This is a genomic window from Paenarthrobacter sp. 4246, from assembly GCF_040546855.1.
Lineage (GTDB): Bacteria > Actinomycetota > Actinomycetes > Actinomycetales > Micrococcaceae > Arthrobacter.
Map to the genome: position 1 here is coordinate 152,307 of NZ_JBEPOP010000002.1, position 22,896 is coordinate 175,202.

General features: G+C 63.4%; 21 protein-coding genes and 1 tRNA gene. 4 read left to right on the forward strand and 18 right to left on the reverse strand.

Annotated features, from left to right (window positions below; genetic code table 11):
* Positions 1-9 precede the first annotated feature (9 nt).
* The 4 genes from ABIE35_RS03425 (at position 10) to ABIE35_RS03440 (ending at position 3,746) form a co-directional block, all read left to right on the forward strand.
* Positions 10-978, forward strand: a complete 969-nt coding sequence (locus ABIE35_RS03425) for a branched-chain amino acid ABC transporter permease (RefSeq protein ID WP_354512454.1) — start codon at positions 10-12, stop codon at positions 976-978.
* Complete coding sequence (locus tag ABIE35_RS03430) at positions 975-1,967, forward strand: ABC transporter ATP-binding protein (protein WP_207596785.1); 993 nt, start codon at positions 975-977, stop codon at positions 1,965-1,967. The genes ABIE35_RS03425 and ABIE35_RS03430 overlap by 4 nt, the downstream gene beginning before the upstream one ends.
* On the forward strand, positions 1,964-2,734 hold the full coding sequence (locus ABIE35_RS03435) for an ABC transporter ATP-binding protein (RefSeq protein ID WP_207596784.1): 771 nt from the start codon (positions 1,964-1,966) through the stop codon (positions 2,732-2,734). The genes ABIE35_RS03430 and ABIE35_RS03435 overlap by 4 nt, the downstream gene beginning before the upstream one ends.
* Positions 2,735-2,888: 154 nt before the next feature.
* The gene (locus tag ABIE35_RS03440) at positions 2,889-3,746 is read left to right on the forward strand and encodes a phosphotransferase (protein ID WP_354512455.1); all 858 of its coding nucleotides are present in this window, start codon (positions 2,889-2,891) and stop codon (positions 3,744-3,746) included.
* Positions 3,747-3,829: 83 nt separating this feature from the next.
* Here the strand turns inward: ABIE35_RS03440 and ABIE35_RS03445 are convergent, their stop codons facing one another.
* The 18 genes from ABIE35_RS03445 to ABIE35_RS03530 form a co-directional block, all read right to left on the reverse strand.
* Positions 3,830-5,185 carry an ABC transporter substrate-binding protein gene (locus ABIE35_RS03445; RefSeq protein WP_354512456.1) on the reverse strand — a complete coding sequence of 452 codons (1,356 nt, stop codon included), beginning with the start codon at positions 5,183-5,185 and terminating at the stop codon, positions 3,830-3,832.
* A 322-nt stretch (positions 5,186-5,507) separates the two neighbouring features.
* A tRNA-Leu gene (locus ABIE35_RS03450) sits at positions 5,508-5,581 on the reverse strand.
* A gap of 21 nt (positions 5,582-5,602) precedes the next feature.
* A complete protein-coding gene (locus ABIE35_RS03455; RefSeq protein ID WP_354512457.1) occupies positions 5,603-6,523 on the reverse strand; it encodes an N-acetyltransferase in 921 nt (306 codons plus the stop codon).
* A 121-nt stretch (positions 6,524-6,644) separates the two neighbouring features.
* A complete protein-coding gene (locus ABIE35_RS03460) occupies positions 6,645-8,099 on the reverse strand; it encodes an NAD(P)/FAD-dependent oxidoreductase (RefSeq protein WP_354512458.1) in 1,455 nt (484 codons plus the stop codon).
* Positions 8,100-8,137: 38 nt separating this feature from the next.
* A complete protein-coding gene (locus ABIE35_RS03465; RefSeq protein ID WP_354512459.1) occupies positions 8,138-9,529 on the reverse strand; it encodes a S8 family serine peptidase in 1,392 nt (463 codons plus the stop codon).
* Complete coding sequence (locus ABIE35_RS03470) at positions 9,526-10,482, reverse strand: Ppx/GppA phosphatase family protein (RefSeq protein WP_354512460.1); 957 nt, start codon at positions 10,480-10,482, stop codon at positions 9,526-9,528. Before ABIE35_RS03470 ends, ABIE35_RS03465 begins: the two co-directional genes overlap by 4 nt.
* A complete protein-coding gene (locus ABIE35_RS03475; protein ID WP_354513009.1) occupies positions 10,479-11,162 on the reverse strand; it encodes a DUF501 domain-containing protein in 684 nt (227 codons plus the stop codon). The genes ABIE35_RS03470 and ABIE35_RS03475 overlap by 4 nt, the downstream gene beginning before the upstream one ends.
* 68 nt (positions 11,163-11,230) lie before the next feature.
* Positions 11,231-11,971, reverse strand: a complete 741-nt coding sequence (locus tag ABIE35_RS03480) for an FtsB family cell division protein (RefSeq protein WP_354512461.1) — start codon at positions 11,969-11,971, stop codon at positions 11,231-11,233.
* Positions 11,972-12,119: 148 nt separating this feature from the next.
* Positions 12,120-13,400 (reverse strand): phosphopyruvate hydratase, encoded by a 1,281-nt coding sequence (gene eno, locus ABIE35_RS03485; protein ID WP_026542844.1) that lies wholly within the window; start codon positions 13,398-13,400, stop codon positions 12,120-12,122.
* Between the two features lie 116 nt (positions 13,401-13,516).
* On the reverse strand, positions 13,517-14,203 hold the full coding sequence (locus ABIE35_RS03490; RefSeq protein ID WP_354512462.1) for a MazG nucleotide pyrophosphohydrolase domain-containing protein: 687 nt from the start codon (positions 14,201-14,203) through the stop codon (positions 13,517-13,519).
* Complete coding sequence (locus ABIE35_RS03495) at positions 14,181-15,323, reverse strand: adenosine deaminase (RefSeq protein WP_354512463.1); 1,143 nt, start codon at positions 15,321-15,323, stop codon at positions 14,181-14,183. The genes ABIE35_RS03490 and ABIE35_RS03495 overlap by 23 nt, the downstream gene beginning before the upstream one ends.
* Before the next feature lie 61 nt (positions 15,324-15,384).
* Positions 15,385-16,068 carry a DedA family protein gene (locus tag ABIE35_RS03500; RefSeq protein WP_354513011.1) on the reverse strand — a complete coding sequence of 228 codons (684 nt, stop codon included), beginning with the start codon at positions 16,066-16,068 and terminating at the stop codon, positions 15,385-15,387.
* A 192-nt stretch (positions 16,069-16,260) separates the two neighbouring features.
* Positions 16,261-16,911, reverse strand: coding sequence for a DedA family protein (locus ABIE35_RS03505; RefSeq protein WP_354230084.1), 651 nt, complete (start codon positions 16,909-16,911; stop codon positions 16,261-16,263).
* 87 nt (positions 16,912-16,998) lie between these two features.
* Positions 16,999-18,309 (reverse strand): thymidine phosphorylase, encoded by a 1,311-nt coding sequence (locus ABIE35_RS03510; RefSeq protein ID WP_354512464.1) that lies wholly within the window; start codon positions 18,307-18,309, stop codon positions 16,999-17,001.
* Positions 18,306-18,710 carry a cytidine deaminase gene (locus ABIE35_RS03515; protein ID WP_354512465.1) on the reverse strand — a complete coding sequence of 135 codons (405 nt, stop codon included), beginning with the start codon at positions 18,708-18,710 and terminating at the stop codon, positions 18,306-18,308. The genes ABIE35_RS03510 and ABIE35_RS03515 overlap by 4 nt, the downstream gene beginning before the upstream one ends.
* A gap of 2 nt (positions 18,711-18,712) precedes the next feature.
* Positions 18,713-20,002 (reverse strand): ABC transporter permease, encoded by a 1,290-nt coding sequence (locus ABIE35_RS03520; RefSeq protein WP_354512466.1) that lies wholly within the window; start codon positions 20,000-20,002, stop codon positions 18,713-18,715.
* Complete coding sequence (locus tag ABIE35_RS03525) at positions 19,999-21,354, reverse strand: ABC transporter permease (RefSeq protein ID WP_354512467.1); 1,356 nt, start codon at positions 21,352-21,354, stop codon at positions 19,999-20,001. The genes ABIE35_RS03520 and ABIE35_RS03525 overlap by 4 nt, the downstream gene beginning before the upstream one ends.
* Positions 21,347-22,864 carry an ABC transporter ATP-binding protein gene (locus ABIE35_RS03530; protein ID WP_354512468.1) on the reverse strand — a complete coding sequence of 506 codons (1,518 nt, stop codon included), beginning with the start codon at positions 22,862-22,864 and terminating at the stop codon, positions 21,347-21,349. Before ABIE35_RS03530 ends, ABIE35_RS03525 begins: the two co-directional genes overlap by 8 nt.
* Positions 22,865-22,896: the final 32 nt, after the last annotated feature.

Consider the following 22,896-nt stretch of genomic DNA (forward strand, 5'->3'; position numbering starts at 1 on the left):
GAGCGGGCCATGGACTTCGGATTCATTTTCTCCAGCGCCCTTGGCGAATTATTCAGCCCGACGACGGCGGCGTACGCACTTGCCGCTTTGGGCCTTGCGGTTCACTTCGGCTACTCAGGCCTGCTGAACTTTGGCCAAGCCGGTTTTATGGCGGTTGGTGCCTACGGTTTCGCCATCTCCACCCTGAGCTTCGACGCTCCGTTCTTCCTTGCACTGATCATCTCCATTCTCTGCTCGGTGATCTTCGCCTTCATCCTCGGTATTCCCACCCTCCGGCTACGCGCCGACTACCTGGCAATCGTCACCATCGCAGCGGCGGAAATTGTCCGCTACGTGGTCACCACCAACCAACTCACCAGCGTCACGGGCTCGGCCAACGGCTTGGCAGCGTTCGAGAACACGTTCTACGCCATGAACCCCTTCCCTGAGGGGTCCTATATGGGCATGAACAACCGCGACTTCTTCATCCGCGTGATCGGCTGGGGACTCGTGATCGTGTGCTGTGTGCTGGTGTGGCTCCTCATGCGCAGCCCATGGGGCCGTGTCCTGAAGGGCATCCGCGAAGACGAGAATGCTGTCCGTTCGCTCGGTAAGAACGTCTACGCCTACAAGATGCAGGCACTGGTCATCGGTGGTGTGCTGGGCGCTTTGGCGGGCATGATCTTCACGCTCCCCCGCGGCGCTGTCCAGCCGTCCAACTACGGCACGGAACTGACGTTCTTCCTGTGGACCTGTCTCCTCCTCGGTGGCATGGCCACTGTCCTGGGGCCGGTCATCGGAGCCATGATCTTCTGGGTTGTCCTGTCGCTGACCCAGAGCCTGCTCTACGGCCTTATCGAATCAGGGGCAGTCACCTGGCTGACCACCGTCCAGGCCGGCCAGTTGCGCTACATCCTGGTGGGTGTCGCGCTGATGCTCCTGATGATCTTCCGCCCGCAAGGCGTCTTCGGCAATAAGAAGGAGCTTGCTTTCGCATGAGTGAGACCAACGAACGCAATACCGAGAATATCGACTACATGACCGACTCGCGGCCCATCGCGGTCGGGGAAAACACTCCCGGCTGTAAGAAGCGCGATCCCATCGTGGTGGCAGAGGATGTCACCCGGTCCTTTGGCGGCATCAACGCTGTGGACGTCGAATACCTTGAGATTCCGCGTCACAAGATCACTGCTTTGATCGGCCCCAACGGGGCCGGCAAGACCACCCTGTTCAACCTGCTCACGGGCTTTGACACGCCCAATACGGGCAAGTGGCAGTTTGAGGGCAACAGCCTGGCGGGAGTTTCCTCCTACAAGGTGGCACGCATGGGTATGGTGCGCACGTTCCAGCTGACCAAAGTGATGGGCAAGCTGACCGTCATGGAGAATATGCGGCTCGGCGCAGCGGACCAGCCCGGCGAACGGCTCTCCAAGGCCCTGTTCAAGGGCATGTGGGGAGGCCGCGAGAAGGAAATCACGGCCCAGGCCAACGTGCTGTTGGAGAAGTTCAAGCTGGATGCCAAGAAGGACGACTACGCGGCGTCCCTCTCGGGTGGACAGCGGAAGCTGCTGGAAATGGCACGTTCCCTGATGGTGCGCCCCAAACTCGTGATGCTCGATGAGCCCATGGCCGGCGTGAACCCGGCGCTGACGCAGTCGCTGCTGGACCACATCAAGAACCTGAAGGCCGAAGGCATGACCGTGCTCTTCGTCGAGCACGACATGAACATGGTCCGGCATATCGCGGACTGGGTAGTGGTCATGGCGGAAGGCAAGGTAGTGGCTGAAGGGCCTCCGGGCGAAGTCATGAAGAACCCTGCCGTCATCGACGCCTACCTTGGCGCCCACCATGACGTGGACCTCGGCGATGCCGAAGGCATCAAGGTGCTCGAAGCCGAACTCGAGGCCGACGAAGAGTCAGTGGTAGGTACTGAAGACGCCGGCATCCTGTCCGACATCGTTGAAACCAAGAAGGAGGACGGGAAATGAGCAGCCCAGCCGCAATGCCCGCCTCAGCAGCTGCTCCGGCAGGCGATTCCGTCGTCAAAGTCACCAACCTCGTAGCCGGGTACATTCCCGGCGTCAACATCCTCAACGGATGCAGCATCGAGGCACGCAAGGGTGAGTTGATCGGCATCATCGGCCCCAACGGTGCCGGCAAGTCCACCCTGCTGAAGGCCATGTTCGGCCTGGTGAAGGTCCACTCCGGCACCGTGGTGGTCCGGGGCCAGGACCTCACGGGTTTGAAAGCCAACAAGCTGGTGACCCAGGGCGTGGGCTTCGTGCCGCAGACCAACAACGTGTTCGCAGCACTGACCATCGAAGAGAACCTCCAGATGGGTATGTTCCAGCGTCCCAAGGCCTTCGCTGAGCGCTTCGACTTTGTGACCAGCCTGTTCCCGGAACTGGCTAAGCGGCGCGCCCAGCGGGCGGGGTCGCTCTCCGGCGGTGAACGCCAGATGGTAGCGATGGGCAGAGCACTCATGATGGATCCGGCCGTACTGCTTCTGGACGAGCCGTCGGCAGGCCTCTCCCCCGTCAAACAGGACGAAACCTTCCTTCGGGTCCACGAGATCAACCGTGCCGGCGTCTCGGTCATCATGGTGGAACAGAACGCCCGCCGCTGCCTGCAGATCTGCGACCGCGGCTATGTCCTGGACCAGGGCAAGGACGCGTACACGGGTACCGGCCGTGAGCTCATGAAGGACCCCAAGGTCATTCAGCTCTATCTGGGCACCCTGGCGGACGAAGTCTAGGCACCGCAGCCCCACACCACGGACGGCCCCGGGACAACACCCGGGGCCGTCTGCTGTTAAAGCCACATTCTTACTAAGGGATCCACACCATAGCCAAGCCCGGCTGGACCCCTTCAGCCAACGCGGAATGACCCCCCAATGGCATGCTGGACTGATGACGGAAAAGATCACGGAACTGCAGCAAAGCCTCCTGGTGTCATGGCTGGGTGACTTCACTGTGGTGCAGGACCACTCGTGGCCCCTCCAGGACACCACCGTCCTTCAGGTGGCCGCTCCGGGTGGCCAGGAGTACATCGTCAAAGCCAGCACCACGAGCCACCACATCCGGCGGGAAATTGCAGCCTACTCGCGCGGCCTGCCGGGCCTGGACGGCAGGGTACCCACCCTAAAGCACGCGTCGCCTGAGGCAGGCCTCCTGGTCACCGGCTACTTGCCGGGGACCCTGGTGGCCGGAACCTCTTCCGAGTCCGATCCCAGGACGTACCGTGAGGCCGGCACGCTGCTCTCCAGGATGCATCTGCCGGCGGGCACGTCCCGCAGCTACGCAAGGGCAGTGACTGCCAGGACGGCTTCCCTCATTCAACGTGCCCACGGACTCTTGCCCGGGGAGACGCGAAGCCGGTTACAAGAAGCCCTCGATTCGTTGGAGCCGGGGCCTGCCGCGCTTGTGACAACCCACGGCGATTACCAGCCCAGGAATTGGCTGGACGACGACGGCCTGATCAAGGTGATCGATTTTGGCCGCGCCGAGCTTCGCCCATGGGTTCATGACCTGGTCCGGCTCAGCCACCAGCAGTTGCTCGCTCAGCCAATGCTTGCCGCGGCCTTCCACGAGGGCTTGGGCAGGGTTATCACCACCGAGCAGGAGCACCAGCTGTGGACACTGGAAAACCTCAACCAGTCAGTGGGCACGGTGGTTTGGGCACACCACGTGGGAGACGCCGTCTTTGAGCGTCAGGGCGTGGAAATGGTGGCCCGGGTCCTTGATGGGTTTCTCCCCCGCAGCGGGTAGCCATCGCAGCCCAGCACAGAACAGGCCCCCTTCCAGATGAGGAAGGGGGCCTGTTACTGACTGCGGTTTAGAACAGATGCGGCTTAGAGCTTGCCGAACTCTTCACGAACCGGCTTGTAGGTGTTGTCATCCTGGTATTCGTAGATACCGATGTACGCCTCGGTGGGGTCACCAGCGTCGGAGAACGTGACCGGACCGGACTGGCCGTCGTAGTCGATGTCCTTGCCGTCGCGGAGCAACGTGACACAGGCTGCGAAGGTGGTGCACTTCTCGCCGCCTTCAGAGACTTCCTTCAGCTTGGCTGCGATTTCCGTACCCTTGGTGCTCTTGGCGGCCTCAGAGGCCAGGGAGATCAGGTTCACGGCGTCGTAGGACTCGCCTGCGTAGCTGTAATCCTTCAGTGCAGGATCGATGGCGAGGAGCTTCTTCTTGAAGTCGTCCTTGGCGAACGTACCGGGGATGGTTCCCTGTGCGCCCTTCATGGTGCCGGCCTGGAAGTCCTTGCTGTAATCCGAGGTGTTGCCGTCAACCATGAACAGCTGCGTGGGCTTGATGCCCTTGCCGGTGATCAGGGGGACGATGCTCTTGGCTTGGTCGAAGGTGATCAGGGCGATCGCATCCGGCTTGGCGGCGAGGACCTTGTCCACCTGGCTGCTGAACTGGGAGTCACCCTCGTTGAAGAGTTCTTCAGCAACAACCTTGCCACCGGCTGCCTCGAAGGCTTCCTTGACGTTCTTTTGGAGACCGGTTCCGTAAGCGTCGTTCAGAACGATCATGCCAACGGTCTGTGCTCCACAGGTAGCCATGTAGTTGCCCAGGACCTTGCCCTGCAGGACGTCGGACGGTGCAGTTCGCCAGTAGAGGCCTTTGTCGTCCCACGTGGTGAAGTCAGGCGAGGTGTTGGCCGGCGAGAAGTGGATGACACCTGCGCCCGTGATCTGGTTGATGACCGTCTTGGAAACGCCGGAGGATGCAGCACCGATAATGGCGCTCACGCCCTGGCCCAGGAGGGCGGTGGTGGACTGGGTGGCGATATCCGTCTTGGTGTCACCGGAGTCGCGGTGGACCACGGAGACAGGTGCCCCGAGTACGCCACCGGCGTCGTTGACTTCCTTGATGCCGAGGTTGACACCGGCAATTTCGGGCGGGCCGAGGAACGCCAGCGACCCCGTCGTCGGCAGAAGCGATCCAAGTTTCAGTGGTGCGTCAGTGGTGGTGGTCGAGGGAGGTACTGGTCCCGTGTTGGTGGCAGCCTGGCTGTTGCCGGCTCCCGCCCCGCCGCTGGGAGCCGGGCAGGAAATGCCTGCGGCTGCGGCGGAAGAAGACCCGGTCTGGGTAGGAGTCGAAGACCCACCACAGGCCGTGGCCAAGAGAGCGACCCCAATGCCAAGCGCTGTTAGCTTGGCGGCTCGGGGCGCCGCTGGGGAAAGATCAAACATGCGTTGTCTCCTCGATCGAAAGGTGCGAACTGCCTTTGATGCGATTACTCAGGTGTTCCTGATTAAGACTCAAACTAATGCAATTGGGCGGCGAACATAAGTGATTCCGGTCACATCCCTATAACACTCGTTGCCTGTGGGGAATCTACGAGCCGGCTGGGAATTTCCGCGGAGGATCCCTTGGAGCACGGCGGAAGCGATGTGGGCGAGTATGCCAAGGACCAGACAGGCCACCAGGCCGCTCTTGGACGGCCACACCCGGACCAAAGGAAAAGCCTCCGCATCCCTTTGTTCGCAAGGGATTCGGAGGCTTTCCCGTTTGTGCCCCAGGTGGGACTCGAACCCACAACACGCGGATTTTAAGTCCGCTGCCTCTGCCAATTGGGCTACTGGGGCGCCCGCACCATGGTATCCCAGCTACAGCCCGCTGAATGGCCCGGCGTAGCGGAAGGTGCCGCGGACGCCGTCGGGCCATTCCGGAAGCGTCAGTAACTGGAAGTGATCGCCCCACATCGCCTCCGGCGGTTGCACACCTACGGAGGTTGCCGGCACGTAACCGAAGCGCGGGTAGTACAGGGGGCTGCCGAGCAAGGCAATGCCGGGTTCCCCTGCGGCTGTGGCACGGGCAGTCGTCTCGCGCATCAAGGATGAACCGACCCCGCGCTTCTGAAAGGCGGGAAGCACGCCGATCGGGCCCAGCCCCAGCAGCTCCAAGTCCCCGATCCAGCCGCGCGTGCTGATGGCATGCCCCACAATCTCCCCACCCATTTCCGCGACAATGCTGAATTCCGGAAGGTACTCAGGGCACTCAAAGAGCTCGCGCAGCAGCCCTACTTCAATCGGCACGCCCTCCACAGGCTCACCGGTCACAGGCGAGACGGAGAAGGCCTGGGCAGTCAGTTCCAGAATCTCGGTGCGGTCCTCAGGGCGCTCACTTCGGAGCACCAGTCCTTTGCCCAAAAGCCGGAGCACATCCATGGCCCGGCCTGCGTCGGCGGAAGGCACCAGGAGGTGGTCGTGATGGAAGCCCGCCAGGACGTTGCAGCTGATTCCTGCGTGGGTCAGCGCGGCGCTCACGGCAGCCGTGAGGCCCACCGCTTCGAGTGCCGAGTGCACCTGGAGCGTGATCCACGTGGCAACGAAGTCGTAGCTCAGACCCAGCGAATCAGCCTCGTCCCGGCGGAGGACTACCGTAAGGCCCTCCGCCTCGCGCACAGCCGCCTCGATCCCGCCCTCCAGAGGCCTGCCGTGTGGCCACAGGGCGTAGACGTAATCGCCATCACGGGCCACGGGGTGAAGGGAATGCAGGAGTGTCTTCAGATCGGTTTCACCGGACATGGCAACAGTCTAGGGGCGCAGCAACCCGGCACCGCAGTGGGCACACCTGCTTAAACGCCGACGGCGGCCACTCCCCGAAAGGGAGCGACCGCCGTCGTGCGTGAACTGCGTGGCGCGCGAACTACTTTGCGGCAGCAGTGACCGGAGTCTTGACTTCCTCAGCAGCAGGCTTGGCCTCTACAGGTGCCGGAGCAGCTGCGGGCTTGGGGGCCGGCGTCGCAGCGGCAACGAACGCGCCGCGCGGGTTGTCGAGGTCGATCAGCTGCGTGGTGTCGCGGCCGGCGAAGAAGGCCAGGATCCAACCGAAGACCACGCGGAACTTGCGCTCCACCGTGGGCATGGCCATGCCGTGGTAACCACGGTGTGCCAGCCAGGCGAGGCCGCCCTTGAGGCCGATACGGCCCAGCAGATTGATGTTGGCAACACCCTTCCACTCGCCGAAGCCGGCCACAGCGCCAAGGTTCTTGTGCTTGTAGTCGTGCAGCGGCTTGTCCCAGCGGGAAGCCCACAGGTTCTTGGCAAGCTTCTTGGCCTGGCGAAGAGCGTGCTGGGCGTTGGGGACGCAGGTGCCGTCCGGCAGGCCCTTGCCCGTGAGGTCCGGAACAGCGGCGATGTCCCCGGCAGCCCAGGCGTTCTCCACGATGCCTTCGTCGCCTGCGATGCGCAGGTCCGGGAGGACGCGGACACGGCCACGGGGTTCCAGCGGGAAGTCGGTGGAGCGGATCATCGGGTTGGCCTGCACGCCGGCAGCCCATACCAGGGTGTCCGCTTCAACTTCCTGGGCCGGGGTCTTGTCCGGGAGGTTGATCAGCTTGAGGTTGCCCTCGGCGCTGTCAAGGGAAGTGTTGAGGAGGACTTCGATGCCACGGCTGCGGAGGTGCTCCACAACCCACTCGGCCTGCGAGGCAGTGACCTCAGGCATGATGCGGCCCATGGCTTCGACCAGGATGAAGCGGACTTCTTCCTGGCGGATGCGGGGGTTGTTGCGGACCGCGGCGCGGGCGAGGTCTTCCATCTCGGTGAGGCACTCGATACCGGCGAAGCCGCCACCCACTACGACGAAGGTCAGTGCCTTGGCGCGCTGTGCGGGGTCGGTCATGGTGGAAGCGGCTTCAATGCGCTCCAGCACCTTGTTGCGCAGTGCAACGGCTTCCTCGATGGTCTTCAGGCCAATGCCCTTGTCCGCGAGGCCCTTGATGGGGAAGGTACGGGTGATGGCGCCTGCTGCGATGACGACGTCGAAGTACGGGATTTCGAAGTTGTCGCCGCCGTCGGACGGGGCGATGACCGCGGTCCGGTTGGCGTGATCGATGCTGGTGACGCGGCCCTGGATGAGCTCAGTCTGCTTCAGGTGCTGACGGTGGGAGACGACGGCGTGGCGTGCCTCGATGTTGCCACCGGCCACTTCCGGGAGGAAGGGCTGGTAGGTCATGTACGGCAGTGGATCAACGACGGTGACGATGCCACCGGCGTTCGCAATCTTCTTCTGCAGTTTGAGGGCTACGTACAGGCCGACGTAGCCGCCGCCGACGACGAGAACCCGGGGACGGTCAATGAGCTCTGGGGTGGTTGCCATGAGTCCAGAGTACAGCACTTTGTGAAAATCTTCACTAACTATGTCCGGGCGGGCGGATCCACTTTCAGAAGCGCGCCCGTTTCGGCCTCCTCGGCCACCGCTGGAGCGTTTTTGGAGACCCTCCTCAACTGAATCGCGGCGCCCGTCACCAGGGCAAGGAACAAGGCTCCAAAACCAAGTACGACGGCGGCCGGCAGGGCGTCGTCGACGGTTGCCGGCGTCTTCGCTGTCGGGACCGTCGGATCAACCAGGGTGGGTGCTGCGCTGGTGGGGCTCGCTACAGGAGCCTGCGACGGCTCACTGAAATCTCCGCGGCGGTGGACCCGGATCCAGTCAGCGATGGATCCCAGCGGGTTGCTGGTGGTGGCAGCCACGTCATCCTTCAGGGCTGCCTCGGCGTTGAGGATGCCGTAGCCATAAAGGGGATCCTTGCCCGGAGCTCCCGCGTCCTTGGCCGTGCTCACAATTCTGTTAATGACCTGGTTGGCACTCATCTCCGGCCATTTGGAACGGATGAGGGCGGCCACACCGGAAACGATGGGGGCAGCACCTGACGTTCCCGCCCATTCGGCGTATCCGCCGCCGGGGATGCCGCCTACCAGCTTCTCGGCCGGCGCGGCGACGCCAATGCTGATGCCCTGGGACGAGGAATCGACGCTGGCGCGCCCCTCACCGTCGAGTCCGGCGACGGTCAAGACACCGGGAATGGTTGCGGGCGCTCCGACCTGCACGTTGCCGCCCACGCGGTTACCGGCGGCCGCGACGATCACCACGTCTTTCTGCTCTGCATAAAGGAACGCCGCATCCCAGCTCTGCGGCCAGTCCGGCGAGGTACTGCCCAAGGAGATGTTGATGACCTTGGCACCGTTGTCCACGGCCCAGCGGACGGCGTCCGGAATCTGCTCCTGGTCCGTTTTGCCGCCCGGGTTGGGTGATCCGAGCCAGGTGGAGACCGCCAGGATTTGCGCTTCAGGAGCGACACCAGTGATCCCATCCGGTCCCCCGGCAGGAGGGACCGTGGGCGGCCCTGGAGGGGGCGCGGACCCCGTCGGTGAAGGCGAGGCCGTGGGAGTGGTGTGGCCGCGCCCGGCAAGCATCGTGGCAACCAAGGTTCCGTGCTCGGTCTTGGCACCAATACTCTTTTGCCCGTTGGGTGCTCCCGCGCCCGAAACGTCCGTCCCGCCCACCACCACGCCTTTGAGGTCCGGGTGGTTTCCATCAATGCCGCTGTCGATGATCGCAACCTTCACCCCGGCACCCTTGGACACCTGCCAGGCGTTGGTGACGCCCGAATCCTTGAGCCAGAACTCTTTGTCGCGCCACGCGTCTGCAGCGGCGGCAGGAGCCGTCAACAACGCACCCGCCAACGCCCCGCCTGCCAAAGCTGTGGCAAGGGCAGCGGAGAGGGTCCGGCGAAAACGCAACGTCATGCGGCATCCCGGATGCTGAGGGCGATGCCGTCCAGGATGTCGTGCTCGCTGGAGACGGCCGTAGCGATCCTGCCGCTGCTGACACTGGCCAGGCGGTCCAGGATCCGGCGCCACACCAAGGCGCCGGCGCCGATGACGTCCACGCGGCCCGGATGCATGTACGGAAGCGCTGCGCGCTCGTCCCGCGTCATTTCCAGCAGGTTGGTGCATGCGTCGCTGATGGTTTCGAGATCAAGTGAGGCACCATGGATCCGGTCCGGCTGGTATTCGTCCAGGCCCAGCGCGTGGGCGGTGATGGTGGTGATGGAACCGGCGACGCCCACCACGGCAGTGGCGCGGTCAAGCGGCACCGCCTGCGCAGCAAGATCAAGTGCGGCATCGACGTCGGCCTCTGCTGCCGCGATTTGCGCAGCGGTGGGCGGATCGCTGCGAAGGTGACGTTCGGTGAGCCGCACGCACCCGATGTCCACGGAGCGTGCCGCGATGACTCCAGTGGAATCACCCAGGACGAACTCAGTGCTGCCGCCACCGAGGTCCACCACCAGGATGGGGTCCTCCCCCGTGGCCGGCAGGACACTGCTGGCGCCGGCGAAGGAAAGCGCCGCTTCCTCGTCCCCGGAAATGACCTCGGGCTCCACACCCAGGAGATCCCGGATGCCGTCCACGAAAACCTGCCGGTTGCGGGCGTCACGGGTGGCGGACGTAGCGGCGAAACGGACTTGCCCGGCGCCGTGCACCTTTATGAGCTGGGCGTAGTCGCGTGTTGCTGCAAACGTGCGTTCCAGGGCCTCCGGTGCGAGCTCGCCGGTAGCGTCGACTCCTTGACCGAGTCGAACCACCCGCATTTCACGCACGACGTCGGCCAGCGGGCCGGTTGCGCCGTCTGCTGAGACATCGGCGATGAGGAGGCGGATGGAGTTGGTTCCGCAATCGATCGCTGCAACGCGGCTCATGCAGTGCCTTCCTGATGGCCCGGAGTGTCCGTCTTCGGTTTACGAACCGGCGCCGGGCGTCCCACGATCTCAGGCAACCCCTGCGGCCCGTGCCGGCTCAGGTCCCGGGAAGGTGCCTCACCGGCAGTCTCCCACGCGCCATCGCAGTAGCAACGGTCCTTGGTCCACCACTGCGTGATGGCGCCCAGGGCTTCGTCTCCCAACGGGTTGACGCCCGGCCCTGCAGCCAGGGAATGCCCTACCAGTACGTGGAGGCACTTCACCCTGGTGGGCATCCCACCGGCGGAGATGCCGTCGATTTCAGGGACAGCGCCGGTTCCGGAGCGGCCGGCGATCTCGTTGCGGGCCTGGAGGTAGGCCTCGTGGGCGCTGTGGTAGGCGCCCGCCAGGTCTTGGTCGTCCGTGAGGCGATGATTCATCTCGTTCATGAGGCCGCCCGCTTCCAACCGCGACACCGCGGAGGTAATGACGGGGTGGGTCAGGTAGAACGTGGTGGGAAACGGTGTTCCGTTGCTGAGCCGCGGTGCGGTAGCCGCCACCAGCGGATTGCCGCAGACGCACCGTGCAGGGATCTCAACGACATCCCGAACCGGCCGGCCGAGCTGGCGGCTGAGGACCTCAAGATCATGTGCTGATGGCTGGCGGGATTCCTGCGGCACGGCTGCCGTGTTCTCTTCCACTTGCGCTGCCACCCTTCCTGCCCTTGTTGCCGTGTCCACTGCGGACACGACGGCGGTGGGCACCGCGTCTAGTCAGTTGCCGATCGTCTGATTGACTCCCAGAGGGCATCCACCCATGGCAGATTCTCCGGGTTTGCAGACGATCCGGAGCCGGTGCGGCCACCCGGCGTGCCGGCGGCTTCTTCTCCCCCAAACACCCAGTAACCTGTTTCACCCGGCATAACCATGTTAATGCGGTCGCGGGCCTGTTGTTTCACGTAGTTGGGGTCCTGCCACCGGGAAAGCTGCTTGTTGAGCTCGGCCTGCTCTGCTTTCCGTCCTGCAATCTCGGCCTCCAACGCCGAAATTTCGGCGCGCTTCTCCAGGAAAATCTTCACCGTGGGGGCCAGCATAATGGTGATCGCAATCATGACCACTGCCAGCGCCAGCATCCTGCCGGAAAACGCCTTGGCCGGTACTGGATCCAGATCATGTTCAGCTGTGGCCTTGGTGCCCGGCTTGCTGGCTGCCTTGTACGTGGGCTTTGTTTGGCCCACGGTGGGCTTCTTGCCGGCGGGTGCTGTGGTTCCGCCTGCCGGCGTCGAGGTTTTGGCACTCGTCCGCGGTCCGCCAAACTCGGCTTTGATGACATCGCCGCTACCGGAAGCTGAACCAGTCGTGCCTGAACCCTCAGTGCTTTTGGCGGCAGTTCGCGGACTGGCGCCGGTGGCCCGGGTTTCGCTGGCGGGGCGGCCCGCACCGGAGGAACGGCCTGCACTGGAGGGGCCCAGTGCGTCGGCCCTGGGTACCTTTGGACGACGGGTGGCCATGACACTCCTGTAATGCCCGGTGCTTGCCTGGCGGGTTGCTGCGCTTGCTGTTGTTGACCTGGCCCGTGTTAAGCAGAACCGGAGTTAAACAGAACCGGCGGCCATGGTCTTTCCACCATAGCCACCGGTTACGTGTTTTCGCTGAAGGCTAGCCCTTGAAACGCGGGAACGCGCTGCGGCCGGCGTAGCGTGCGGCGTCGTCGAGTTCTTCTTCGATGCGCAGCAGCTGGTTGTACTTGGCGACGCGCTCGGAGCGGGCCGGGGCACCGGTCTTGATCTGGCCCGCGTTGGTGGCAACGGCGATGTCAGCAATGGTGGTGTCCTCGGTTTCGCCGGAGCGGTGCGAGGTAATGGTGGTGTAACCGGAGCGCTGGGCCAGGGAAACGGCGTCCAGCGTCTCGGTCAGGGAACCGATCTGGTTGACCTTGACCAGCAGGGAGTTGGCCGTGGCCGTCTCGATGCCCTGCTGCAGGCGGACCGGGTTGGTGACGAAGAGGTCGTCGCCCACCAGCTGGACCTTGTCACCGATGGTGTCGGTGAGGGTCTTCCAGCCTTCCCAGTCGTTCTCGTCCAGCGGGTCTTCGATGGAAACCAACGGGTAGTCGGCAACGAGCTCAGCGTAGTAGGCGCTCATCTCGGTGGCGGAAAGTGCCTTGCCTTCGAACTGGTAAGCACCGTCCTTGTAGAACTCGGACGAGGCAACGTCCAGTGCCAGGGCGATGTCCGTACCCGGGGTGTAGCCGGCGTTCTTGATGGCTTCCTGGATGAGGTCCAGTGCAGCGCGGTTGGACGGCAGGTTGGGGGCAAAGCCACCTTCGTCACCGAGGCCTGTGGAGAGGCCCTTTTCCTGGAGGACAGCCTTGAGGTTGTGGTAGACCTCAACGCCCCAGCGCAGGCCCTCGGAGAAGGTCTCGGCACCGATCGGGGCGATCATGAATTCCTGGATGTCCACATCGGAGTCGGCGTGCGAGCCACCGTTGAGGATGTTCATCAGGGGAACGGGCAGGACATGGGCGTTAGGGCCACCCAGGTACTTGTAAAGCGGCAGGTCAGCGGAAGCTGCGGCAGCGTTGGCAACGGCCAAGGAAACACCCAGGATGGCGTTGGCGCCGAGCTTGCCCTTGTTGGGCGTACCGTCCAGGTCAATCATGGCCTGGTCGATGCTGCGCTGGTCAGTGGCGTCGAAACCAATCAGGGCCGGGGAGATCTCGTCGATGACGGCGTCAACGGCCTTCTGGACACCCTTGCCGAGGTAACGGCCTTTGTCGCCGTCGCGAAGCTCAACGGCCTCGTGCTCGCCGGTGGAAGCACCGGAGGGAACTGCTGCACGGCCGATCTGGCCGTCGGAGAGCAGGACCTCAACTTCTACGGTCGGGTTTCCGCGGGAATCAAGGATCTCGCGTGCGTGGATGGCATCGATAAGCGCCATGGATGTGCTCCTTATGGGCAAATTACAGGAATGAGGAGGGAAATTCTCAACGTCCTCGTCGCTACTAGCGTAGTCCAGAGTGGCTTAGGTTACGGAACAACTTCCAAAGACTCACGTCATGAAGGCTGGGCCTGGCGGTTCTGAAACGATCGAACTGCGGAACGGAGGGCCCGTTCGGCGTCGAGTCCTTGCTCCCGGGCCCCGGCCACGACGGCGAGCAGCAGCTCACCGAGCGCCTCTTCCGTGGCAGGAACAGCAGTCAGCCCGACGGCGGCCAGCGCACCTTGGGCGTCCACGTCCAACCCTGAGCGGACTGCCCGGTCCAGGGATTTCTGGGCTGCCGCCAAGGCCGGGAGGTGCGGCGGAATACCCTCGAAGGGGTCTTTCCGTTCCGGCTTCTCCGCCCGCTTGGCGGCATCCCACTTGACGATGATCTCCTCGACACTGGCCGGGAAACTCTCCCGAAGGGAACCGTCCGCCTTGAAGACGTGCTGGTTTCGCCGGACCATTTTGGCGTTGATGCCCCGGGCTACGTCAGCAAAATCAAAGCTGCCGCGCTCCTCGGCGAGCCGGGCGTGAAGCACTACCTGAAGAAGTACATCACCCAGCTCGCCGCGAAGCTCGTCGTCCACCGCACCGGCTTCGATCGAGTCCACCACTTCGTAGGCTTCCTCAATCAGGTATTCCACCAGCGACTCGTGCGTCAGCCCACCCATCCAGGGGCAGTGCTCACGCAGCGCGGCGACTGTCCCAATGAGCTCCGTGAGTCCGTCGGCGTTGTTAGCCGAGGTTGGCGTAGGCATCGTTGATGTACTCAACCAGGGCTTCGCGCTCGTCCAGCGGCAGGAAGGCTGCCTCGGCGGCGTTGAGCGTCAGTTCAAGGAGGTCATCGAGGTCGTAATCAAAGGTTTCCACCAGCAGCTCGAACTCGTCCGTCAGGGTGACTCCACTCATGAGGCGGTTGTCCGTGTTGATGGTGACGTTGAAGCCGAGCTGGAAGAGCATGTCCACCGGGTGGCTTTCGATGCCATCGCCAAAGCCGGAAATGGCGCCGGTCTGAAGGTTGGAGGAAGGGCAGATTTCCAGGGCGATGCCGCGGTCGCGGACCCAGGCCGCCACACTGCCGATGGTCACCATGCCGATGGTGTCCTCGCCGTCGTCGTCGGAATTGTCCTCAAACTCCACCGAGATGTCCTCGGCGATCCGGACGCCGTGGCCCAGGCGCAGGGCGCGGCCATCAACCAGGGCTGACTGGATGCTCTCCAGGCCCGCTGCTTCACCGGCGTGGACGGTGGCCGGGAAATTGTTTTCGGCAAGGTACGTGAAGGCGTCCTTGAAACGGGACGGGAGGAAGCCGTCTTCGGCCCCGGCGATATCGAAGCCAACGGCGCCGTTGGCGCGGTGACGGACGGCGAGCTCGGCGATTTCCTGACCGCGGTCGGCGTGCCGCATGGCAGTGATGAGCTGCCCCACCTGGATCTGCTGGCCACGTTCTTCAGCGGACTCCATGCCGGCTTCAAGGCCCGTCTGGACTGCTTCAACAACTTCGTCCAGGGTCAGGCCCTGCTGCAGGTGCTGTTCGGGAGCCCAGCGGACTTCGCCGTAGACGACGCCGTCCTCGGCCAGGTCTTCCACAAACTCCTTGGCCACCCTGAAGAGGCCTTCCTTGGTCTGCATGACAGCAATGGTGTGGTCGAACGTTTCGAGGTAGCGGACCAGTGAGCCGGAGTCGGCTGATTCGCGGAACCATTCACCCAGCGCAACGGGGTCGGTGGACGGCAGCGTGTGGCCGACCGCCTCAGCGAGTTCGATGATCGTGGCGGGGCGGAGACCTCCGTCCAGGTGGTCGTGGAGGGAAACCTTGGGGAGGCTCTTCAGATCGAAGTCAAGGGCAGGGGCGGCGTCAAGTATGGGCTCAGTCACGTACTAAGACTAGTCCCCACAGCCGCTCCGGCTAGTACTGCTGCTGGTACAGCTGGTCGCCCTAGCTGGCGGGCTTGGAGAGGTCGACGCCGGCGATCGCCTTTTCCGCGGGATCGACTGCTGCCACCTCCGTGCTGGCAGCAGCTTCCTTGGCGAGGTCCTTCTTCTCCAGGTATTTGTGCCACCAACGGAGGGCGTGATCCACCACAATGCCCAGGACAACGGCGAAGGCAACCGCGATGCCGACTCCCAGGAGCGGGTTGTGGTGCACCCACTGGCCTGCGAGGAGGCCGATACCGATGGAGTAGCCCACCCACGTGATGCAGGCGAAGGCGTCCAACCAGAAGAAAGTCCGGTGGCGGAAGCCGGTTTGTCCGGCCACGTAGTTCACTGCTACGCGGCCCCAGGGAATGTAGCGGGCCGTGAAGATGAGGACCGCGCCGCGCTTATCCAGCTCATACTGCGCCCAGGCGAACATCTTCTGGACCTTGGGCCGGCGCATCCACTTCCAGCGGGTGAGGCCGATTTTCCGGCCCAGCATGTAGGCCATGTTGTCGCCTGCCATGGCACCTACCAGTGCGGTGCCTCCCAGGATCCACAGGTTGGGCTCTCCGCTGTGAAGGGACAGCGCCGAGAGGCCAACGATGGCTGTTTCGCTGGGAAGGATGGTGGCAAATCCGTCAATGAAGAAGAAGACCAGCAGGACCGGGTATATCCAGGGCTGCCCGGCTGCATGCTCGAGCATTTGGTTCAAAAACTCCACGCGGCGGTAGCTCCTAGACGAATATGACTTGACGGTGTGACGGAAGTCGCTCTAGTGTCCCACGGCCGGGACGTCGTTCGCTACGTCCCAGCCTTGGGATCACACGCTTAACGCTATAGGGGCTGATAGGGTGCCGTCGTCAACCGCCGGGCTGATCTTCCGGGGCCGGAGGCGTCATACCGTGGGTGGAGCCGGGGCGTCTTCCTCAGGGATGTTCTTGCCGTCCAACGGCACGGATCCACGGACTTTGCTGATGATCCGATCGATGATGATTCCCAGGATCACGGCAACCACGATCGCTATGACGGCGCCCAGGAGATGGTTGTCTTCGAACCAGACTCCAAAGAAGTAGCCCAGGATCACCGAATACGTGGCCCACAGGACGGCGGACATGGCGGTAAGGGCCACGAAGCGTCGGTGGTGGAAGTGCGTGGCACCGGCCGTCAGGTTGACGGCCACCCTGCCAATGGGGATGAAGCGGGCCACCATGATGAGCGAGGCCGACCGGCGTCGGAGTTCCTTGCCTGCCCAACGGAAGGCGCCCTGCATCCGCTGCGTACGCATCCACCGCCACCGCTGGATCCCGATGCGGCGGCCGATAATGTAAGCGATGTTGTCCCCCGAGAACGCCCCCAGGGCTGCCATCACGCCGAGCAGCCAGACATTGGGAGAGCCGCTGCTCCCGGACACGGCGCTCAAGCCCACCACCACGGATTCGCTCGGAATGGGTGGGAAGAAGCCATCTATCACGCAGCAGGCCAGCACCAGGAACAACACCCATGGCTGCTCCGCCGCGGCGAGGATGAAATCGTTGATGCCCTGCACGGTTTCCTTACGATAGCCGGCTCCCCCACAGGCGCCGGATGACTGGTGTTCCGGGCGTCCTTGGCGAACGGCCCGGAACACTTAAGCCTAGGCGATGCGGTCGATGATGAGCTGATGCGCCGGGCGTGAACCCTCGGGCGCGATCACCACGGCATCCTGGAGCGCTTCCTTGGCCCGTTCGAACTTCTCGGGAGTGTCCGTCAGGAGCGTCATCAGCGGCTCCCCCGCACGGACCAAGGCACCCGGCTTGGCGTGCATGCGGACACCTGCACCGGCCTGGACCTGGTCCTCCTTACGGGCCCGCCCCGCGCCCAGGCGCCAGGCCGCAACACCCACAGAAAGCGCATCCAGTTCCACCAGGACACCGTCTGCCGGAGCGTAGAGAACCTCGGACTCCTTTGCCACCGGAAGCGCAGCACGCGGGTCTCCACCCTGTGCTTCGATCATTCGGTTCCAGACGTCCATGGCACGGCCGTCCCTCAGGGCTGCCGCAGGATCGGCGTCGTGGATGCCGGCACCGGCCAGCATCTCCTCGGCCAGGCGGACGGTCAACTCGACGACGTCTTCCGGGCCGCCGCCGGACAGGACCTCCACGGATTCCTCAACTTCGATCGCGTTTCCGGCCGTCAATCCCAAGGGCGTGGACATATCCGTGATCAGGGCGACGGTGTGCACACCGGCGTCGTTGCCCAGAGCCACCATGGTCTCGGCAAGCTCGCGGGCCCGTGCTTCATCCTTCATGAAAGCGCCGGAACCTACCTTCACGTCCAGCACCAAGGAGCCCGTTCCTTCAGCGATCTTCTTGCTCATGATCGAGGAAGCAATCAATGGGATCGCCTCCACGGTGCCAGTGACGTCGCGCAGGGCGTAGAGCTTCTTGTCGGCAGGAGCCAGCCCGGAACCTGCCGCGCAGATGACTGCACCGACGTCCTGGAGCTGGGCCATGATCTCGTCGTTGCTCAAGTTGGCGCGCCACCCGGGGATGGCTTCCAGCTTGTCCAACGTTCCACCTGTGTGGCCCAGCCCGCGGCCTGACAGCTGCGGAACCGCGACGCCGAACACGGCAACGAGCGGCGCCAGAGGGAGCGTGATCTTGTCCCCGACCCCACCGGTGGAGTGTTTGTCGCTGGTAGCCTTCATGCCGCCGTCGGGCGTTGTCAGGGACGAAAAGTCCATCCGCTCGCCCGAGGCGATCATGGCGGAAGTCCACCGTGAAATCTCGCTGCGGTCCATTCCGTTGAGCAGGATGGCCATGTTGAGCGCGGCCATTTGTTCCTCGGCAATGACGCCTCGGGTGTAGGCATCAATGGTCCAGTCAATCTGCTCGGGAGTGAGGGTGCCTTTGTCCCGCTTGATGGAGATGATCTGGACGGCGTCGAACGCTTCAGTTTTGGTCACGTGGTTTCCTCCAGGTTTTCGGGACCGAAGGCATCAGGCAGCACCTGGTCCATGGTTTTGATTCCCTGCGTGGTCATGAGTTGCATGCCGGGTGCCCGGAACTCGTAGAGCAACTGGCGGCAACGTCCGCACGGCATGAGGATATTGCCCTGGCCGTCCACGCAATAGAACGCGGCGAGCCGGCCACCGCCGGTCATGTGGAGCTGGCCAACCAGTGCGCATTCGGCGCAGAGGGTGAGTCCGTAGCTGGCGTTCTCCACATTGCAGCCAGTCACGATCCGGCCGTCCTCGGTGAGGGCCGCAGCCCCCACTGGGAATTTGGAGTACGGCGCGTAGGCATGGCGCATGGCCTGCTGTGCCGCCTCTTCCAGGGCCTGCCAATCGATGTCATCCGCAGGCATCGTCAACCCTTCACGTACGGTATGCCGCTTGCGGCCGGTGGCCGCGACTTACCCACCAAACCGGCGACGGCGAAAATGGTCACCAAGTACGGCAGCATGGCCATGAACTGGCTCGGGACCGGGGTACCGATAATGCCAATGATCGATTGCAGGTTGTACGCGAAGCCGAACAGCAGTGAAGCCAGGAAGGCCCCAATGGGATTCCAACGGCCAAAGATCAAAGCCGCCAAGGCAATGAAGCCTCGGCCACCGGAAATGTCCTTGGTGAACGTGTCGATGGTCACCAAGGTGAACACGGCACCACCGATGCCCGCAATGGCACCTCCCAAGGTGACATTCCAGAAGCGGGTGGCATTGACGTTGATGCCCAGGGTGTCGGCCGCCTGCGGGTGCTCGCCGACGGCGCGGACCCGCAGGCCCCAGCGGGTCTTGAACAATCCGAACCACACCACTGCCACGGCAATGTACATGAGGTAGCCGGCAATGGATTGTTCAAACAGGATTGGCCCGATGATGGGGATGTCCGAGAGCAGCGGGATCGGCAGGATGTCCAGGCGCCCGGGGGTGTTGAACTGCTCCTTGTTGGGGACCATCAGCGTGCCGTAAAGGAAGCCCGTGAGGCCGGAGACCAGCACGTTGAGGACAACGCCCACAATGATCTGGTTGACCAGGTATTTGATGCTGAAGACCGCCAGGACCATGGAGACAGCGGCACCGGCGGCAGCCGCCGCGATCAGGCCAATGTAAGGACTGCCCGTCATGGTGGCTACCAGCGCAGCGGTGAAGGCGCCGCCCAGAAGTTGACCCTCGATAGCGATGTTCACTACGCCCACGCGCTCACAGAGCACGCCGGACAGAGAGCCGAACACCAGCGGCACGGCCAGTGTTACCGAACCGGCGACGAGGCCCGCCAGCGAGATGGAGGGTTGGCGGGCGCCTGCGACGATCCAGACGAGCAACGCGAACACGAACACTACGGCAAACGCGATGGGCAGCCACTTGGGTGACCGCTCCCCCTGAGTCCAGAGGTAGATCGAATACGCGGCCATGGCCAGGAGCAGGATGCCGAAGACGACCCCGCCCACCTGTCCCGGAATCATGAGGGCCGGGACGGCAACGGCGTCACCTGCGTCGCTGATCTTCATCTCGGCTGTCTGGTCCGGGCCCAGGAAGCCGAAGAAGACCAAGGCTATGAGGGCAAGGATGCCGAGCGAGAGCGGGACTTTCATGGAAGGCCGGAACGCCGGCAGTGCCGTTGAACCCGACTTCGGAGCGGTGGTTGTCGCGCTCACTTGGCACCTCCGGAGGCGTTGACGAGGGCAGCCTTGGGAGCCGCTTTGGGTGTCTTGTTCTTCTTCTTGGGCTCAAGCCGGAAAATCGACCGGATGAGCGGAGGCGCTGCGATGAAGAGCACGATCAAGGACTGCACCACCAGAACGATGTCGATGGGCGTTCCGGTCTGGATCTGCATCTGCACTGCCCCTGCGCGGAAGGCTCCGAACAGCAGGCCGGCGAAGAACGTCCCCCACGGCGTGCTGCGTCCCAGCAAGGCAACCGTGATGGCGTCGAAGCCGATTTGGGCAGCGACGCCGCCGGTCAGCACCTTTTCCGTACCGGCCACCTGGGCGATACCACCGAACGCGGCGAGTGCACCGGCCATGGCCATCACCAGGATGGTGGCGCGGGATACCTTGACGCCGGCAGTCCGTGCAGCGATGGGATTGGCGCCGACAGCACGGAACTCAAAACCGATGGTGGACCGGTTCAACAGCCACCACACGCCGAAGGTCAGCGCTATGGCCACCAGGAATCCCACGTGGAGACGGGAGCCGGGGATGAGGACGGGATACGTTGCCGACTCGTCCAGGCGTGGCGAGATGGGGCTGTTATCCCCCGGACGCCGGAACGCAGCAGTATTCAGCAGGAAGTCCAGCAGGAACAAAGCAACGTAGTTCAGCATGATGGTGACGATCACCTCGTGTGCGCCAGTCCGTGCTTTCAGGATGCCAACGATCGCACCCCAAAGAGCACCACCCAGGACACCCATGATGATGACCACCAGCAGGTGCAGGCCGAATGGCAGGTGCCAGGCGAACCCTACGTAGGCAGCAAGCGTGGCGCTGATGATGATCTGTCCCTGGGCGCCGATGTTGAACAGGCCGGCGCGGAAGGCCAGGGCTACGCCGAGGCCGGCACAGATCAGCGGCGTTGCCACAGTCATGGTTTCAAGCAGCGGCTGCAGTCCCTGCCGGGGGTTGAAGATTGACCCTTGGAAAAGGGCAACATAGCTCTCGGTCATGGCCGACCACAACGCGCTCAGGAAGTCCGTGGGTCGTGCGAACAAGTAGCCTGCGGTTTTGGCAACCTGGGCGTCCGTGCTGGCAATCAGCAGGCCACCCAGGAAGAGCGCCACAATGACGGCCAGGACGGACACGAAGCCGTTGCCCATCACGATGCGGCGCATGAGGCTGCCCTGCTGCGCTCCTGGATCGCCGCTTTGGGAAGACACCGGAACGATGGACGGTTCCAGCATGCCTCCCGCAGTATCCAGTGAGACATCTGCCGCACGGAGGTCCGCTGTGGACTGGTCCTCAGCGGGCAATGCGGGTGTTGGTTCGCTCTTGGACTGATCGTTCTCAGTCATCGGAGCCTCCTTCCGGGCCGACGCCGGCCATCATCAAGCCGAGGGTGTCGCGGGGCGTTCCGGCGGGGACGATGCCCACGAGCTTGCCCTTGTAGAGCACGGCAATCCGGTCGGCGAGTTCGATGACCTCATCAAGTTCAGTGGAAACGATCATGACCGGCGTTCCAACGTCGCGCTCGGCAACGATTCGTTTGTGCAGGAACTCGATGGAGCCGACATCCACGCCACGGGTCGGCTGGCTCGCGATGAACAACCGCAGAGGCCTGGACAACTCCCGGGCCATGACCACTTTCTGCTGGTTGCCGCCGGACAGTGTTCCGGCCGCCGACCCCGCAGAAGGAGTCCGGATATCGAATTCTTCGATCTTGGCCTTGGCATGCTCGGCAACCTTGGCCGGCTTCATGCTGATGCCGCTGGCAAACGGTGCTTGGTCATACAGGTCAAGGACCAGGTTTTCGGCTACCGAGAAAGGACCTACCAGTCCATCAACGGTGCGGTCCTCCGGAACAAAGCCGACGCCCGAGCGCAGCACCTCCTTGACCGGAAGGCCCAGCAGTTGCTTGCCGTCCAGTGTCACGGAACCGGTGACGTGCTCTTGCACGCCCAGGATCGCTTCGGTCAGTTCCGTTTGCCCATTGCCTTGGACACCCGCGACGGCGAGGATCTCGCCTTGGGCGATGTCGAAGCTGATCCCGTCCACAACGTTGGTGCCGTTGGCAGCGCGGACCGTCAGGTTTTCCACCACGAACGTGGTTTCCTTCGGCTGCGCGGGTGCTTTGTTCAGGCTCAGGCTGACGGGGCGGCCCACCATCATGGACGCCAGTTCGGTGGCGGATGCCGTGGGAGGCGCATCCCCCACTACTTTGCCGCGGCGAATGACGGTGATGACGTCGGAGACAGCCTTCACTTCACGCAGCTTGTGCGAGATGAAGACGATGGACGTGCCGCCGGCCTTGAGTTGCCGCATGATGTCCAGAAGTTCATCGGTTTCCTGCGGTGTCAGCACTGCGGTGGGCTCGTCCAGGATGAGGACCTTGGCTTCGCGGACCAGTGCCTTGATGATCTCGACACGTTGCTGGACGCCCACGGGCAGGTCCTCCACCAAGGCGTCAGGATCCACGTCAAAGCCGTATTTGTCGGAGATTTCCCGAATCTTCTTCCGGGTTTCGTCCATGCTGAGCACACCGCCGAACGAGGTCGGCTCCGCACCGAGGGCCACGTTTTCCGCCACCGTGAAGACGGGGACCAGCATGAAGTGCTGGTGCACCATACCGATGCCGGCCGCCATGGCATCACCGGGGCCGCGGAAACTGACCGGCTGGTCATTGACCAGGATCTGGCCGGCTGTGGGCTCGTACAGCCCGTACAGCACGTTCATAAGGGTTGATTTTCCGGCACCGTTTTCGCCGAGAAGGCAATGGATCTGGCCGGATTCGACCACAAGGTCGATGTCTTGGTTGGCGTAGAAGGTCCCGAAGGCTTTCGAGATCCCCTTCAATTCGAGTTTCACAACTCCCACCGTTCTGTGAGTCCGAGGGACGG

Bases quoted from the DNA above. Each gene is read 5' to 3' on its own strand.
- ABIE35_RS03425 (WP_354512454.1), top strand. From the start codon at position 10: ATGGACTTCGGATTCATTTTCTCCAGCGCCCTTGGCGAATTATTCAGC.
- ABIE35_RS03430 (WP_207596785.1), top strand. From the start codon at position 975: ATGAGTGAGACCAACGAACGCAATACCGAGAATATCGACTACATGACC.
- ABIE35_RS03435 (WP_207596784.1), top strand. From the start codon at position 1,964: ATGAGCAGCCCAGCCGCAATGCCCGCCTCAGCAGCTGCTCCGGCAGGC.
- ABIE35_RS03440 (WP_354512455.1), top strand. From the start codon at position 2,889: ATGACGGAAAAGATCACGGAACTGCAGCAAAGCCTCCTGGTGTCATGG.
- ABIE35_RS03445 (WP_354512456.1), bottom strand. From the start codon at position 5,185: ATGTTTGATCTTTCCCCAGCGGCGCCCCGAGCCGCCAAGCTAACAGCG.
- ABIE35_RS03455 (WP_354512457.1), bottom strand. From the start codon at position 6,523: ATGTCCGGTGAAACCGATCTGAAGACACTCCTGCATTCCCTTCACCCC.
- ABIE35_RS03460 (WP_354512458.1), bottom strand. From the start codon at position 8,099: ATGGCAACCACCCCAGAGCTCATTGACCGTCCCCGGGTTCTCGTCGTC.
- ABIE35_RS03465 (WP_354512459.1), bottom strand. From the start codon at position 9,529: ATGACGTTGCGTTTTCGCCGGACCCTCTCCGCTGCCCTTGCCACAGCT.
- ABIE35_RS03470 (WP_354512460.1), bottom strand. From the start codon at position 10,482: ATGAGCCGCGTTGCAGCGATCGATTGCGGAACCAACTCCATCCGCCTC.
- ABIE35_RS03480 (WP_354512461.1), bottom strand. From the start codon at position 11,971: ATGGCCACCCGTCGTCCAAAGGTACCCAGGGCCGACGCACTGGGCCCC.
- eno (WP_026542844.1), bottom strand. From the start codon at position 13,400: ATGGCGCTTATCGATGCCATCCACGCACGCGAGATCCTTGATTCCCGC.
- ABIE35_RS03490 (WP_354512462.1), bottom strand. From the start codon at position 14,203: ATGCCTACGCCAACCTCGGCTAACAACGCCGACGGACTCACGGAGCTC.
- ABIE35_RS03500 (WP_354513011.1), bottom strand. From the start codon at position 16,068: ATGCTCGAGCATGCAGCCGGGCAGCCCTGGATATACCCGGTCCTGCTG.
- ABIE35_RS03515 (WP_354512465.1), bottom strand. From the start codon at position 18,710: ATGCCTGCGGATGACATCGATTGGCAGGCCCTGGAAGAGGCGGCACAG.
- ABIE35_RS03525 (WP_354512467.1), bottom strand. From the start codon at position 21,354: ATGACTGAGAACGATCAGTCCAAGAGCGAACCAACACCCGCATTGCCC.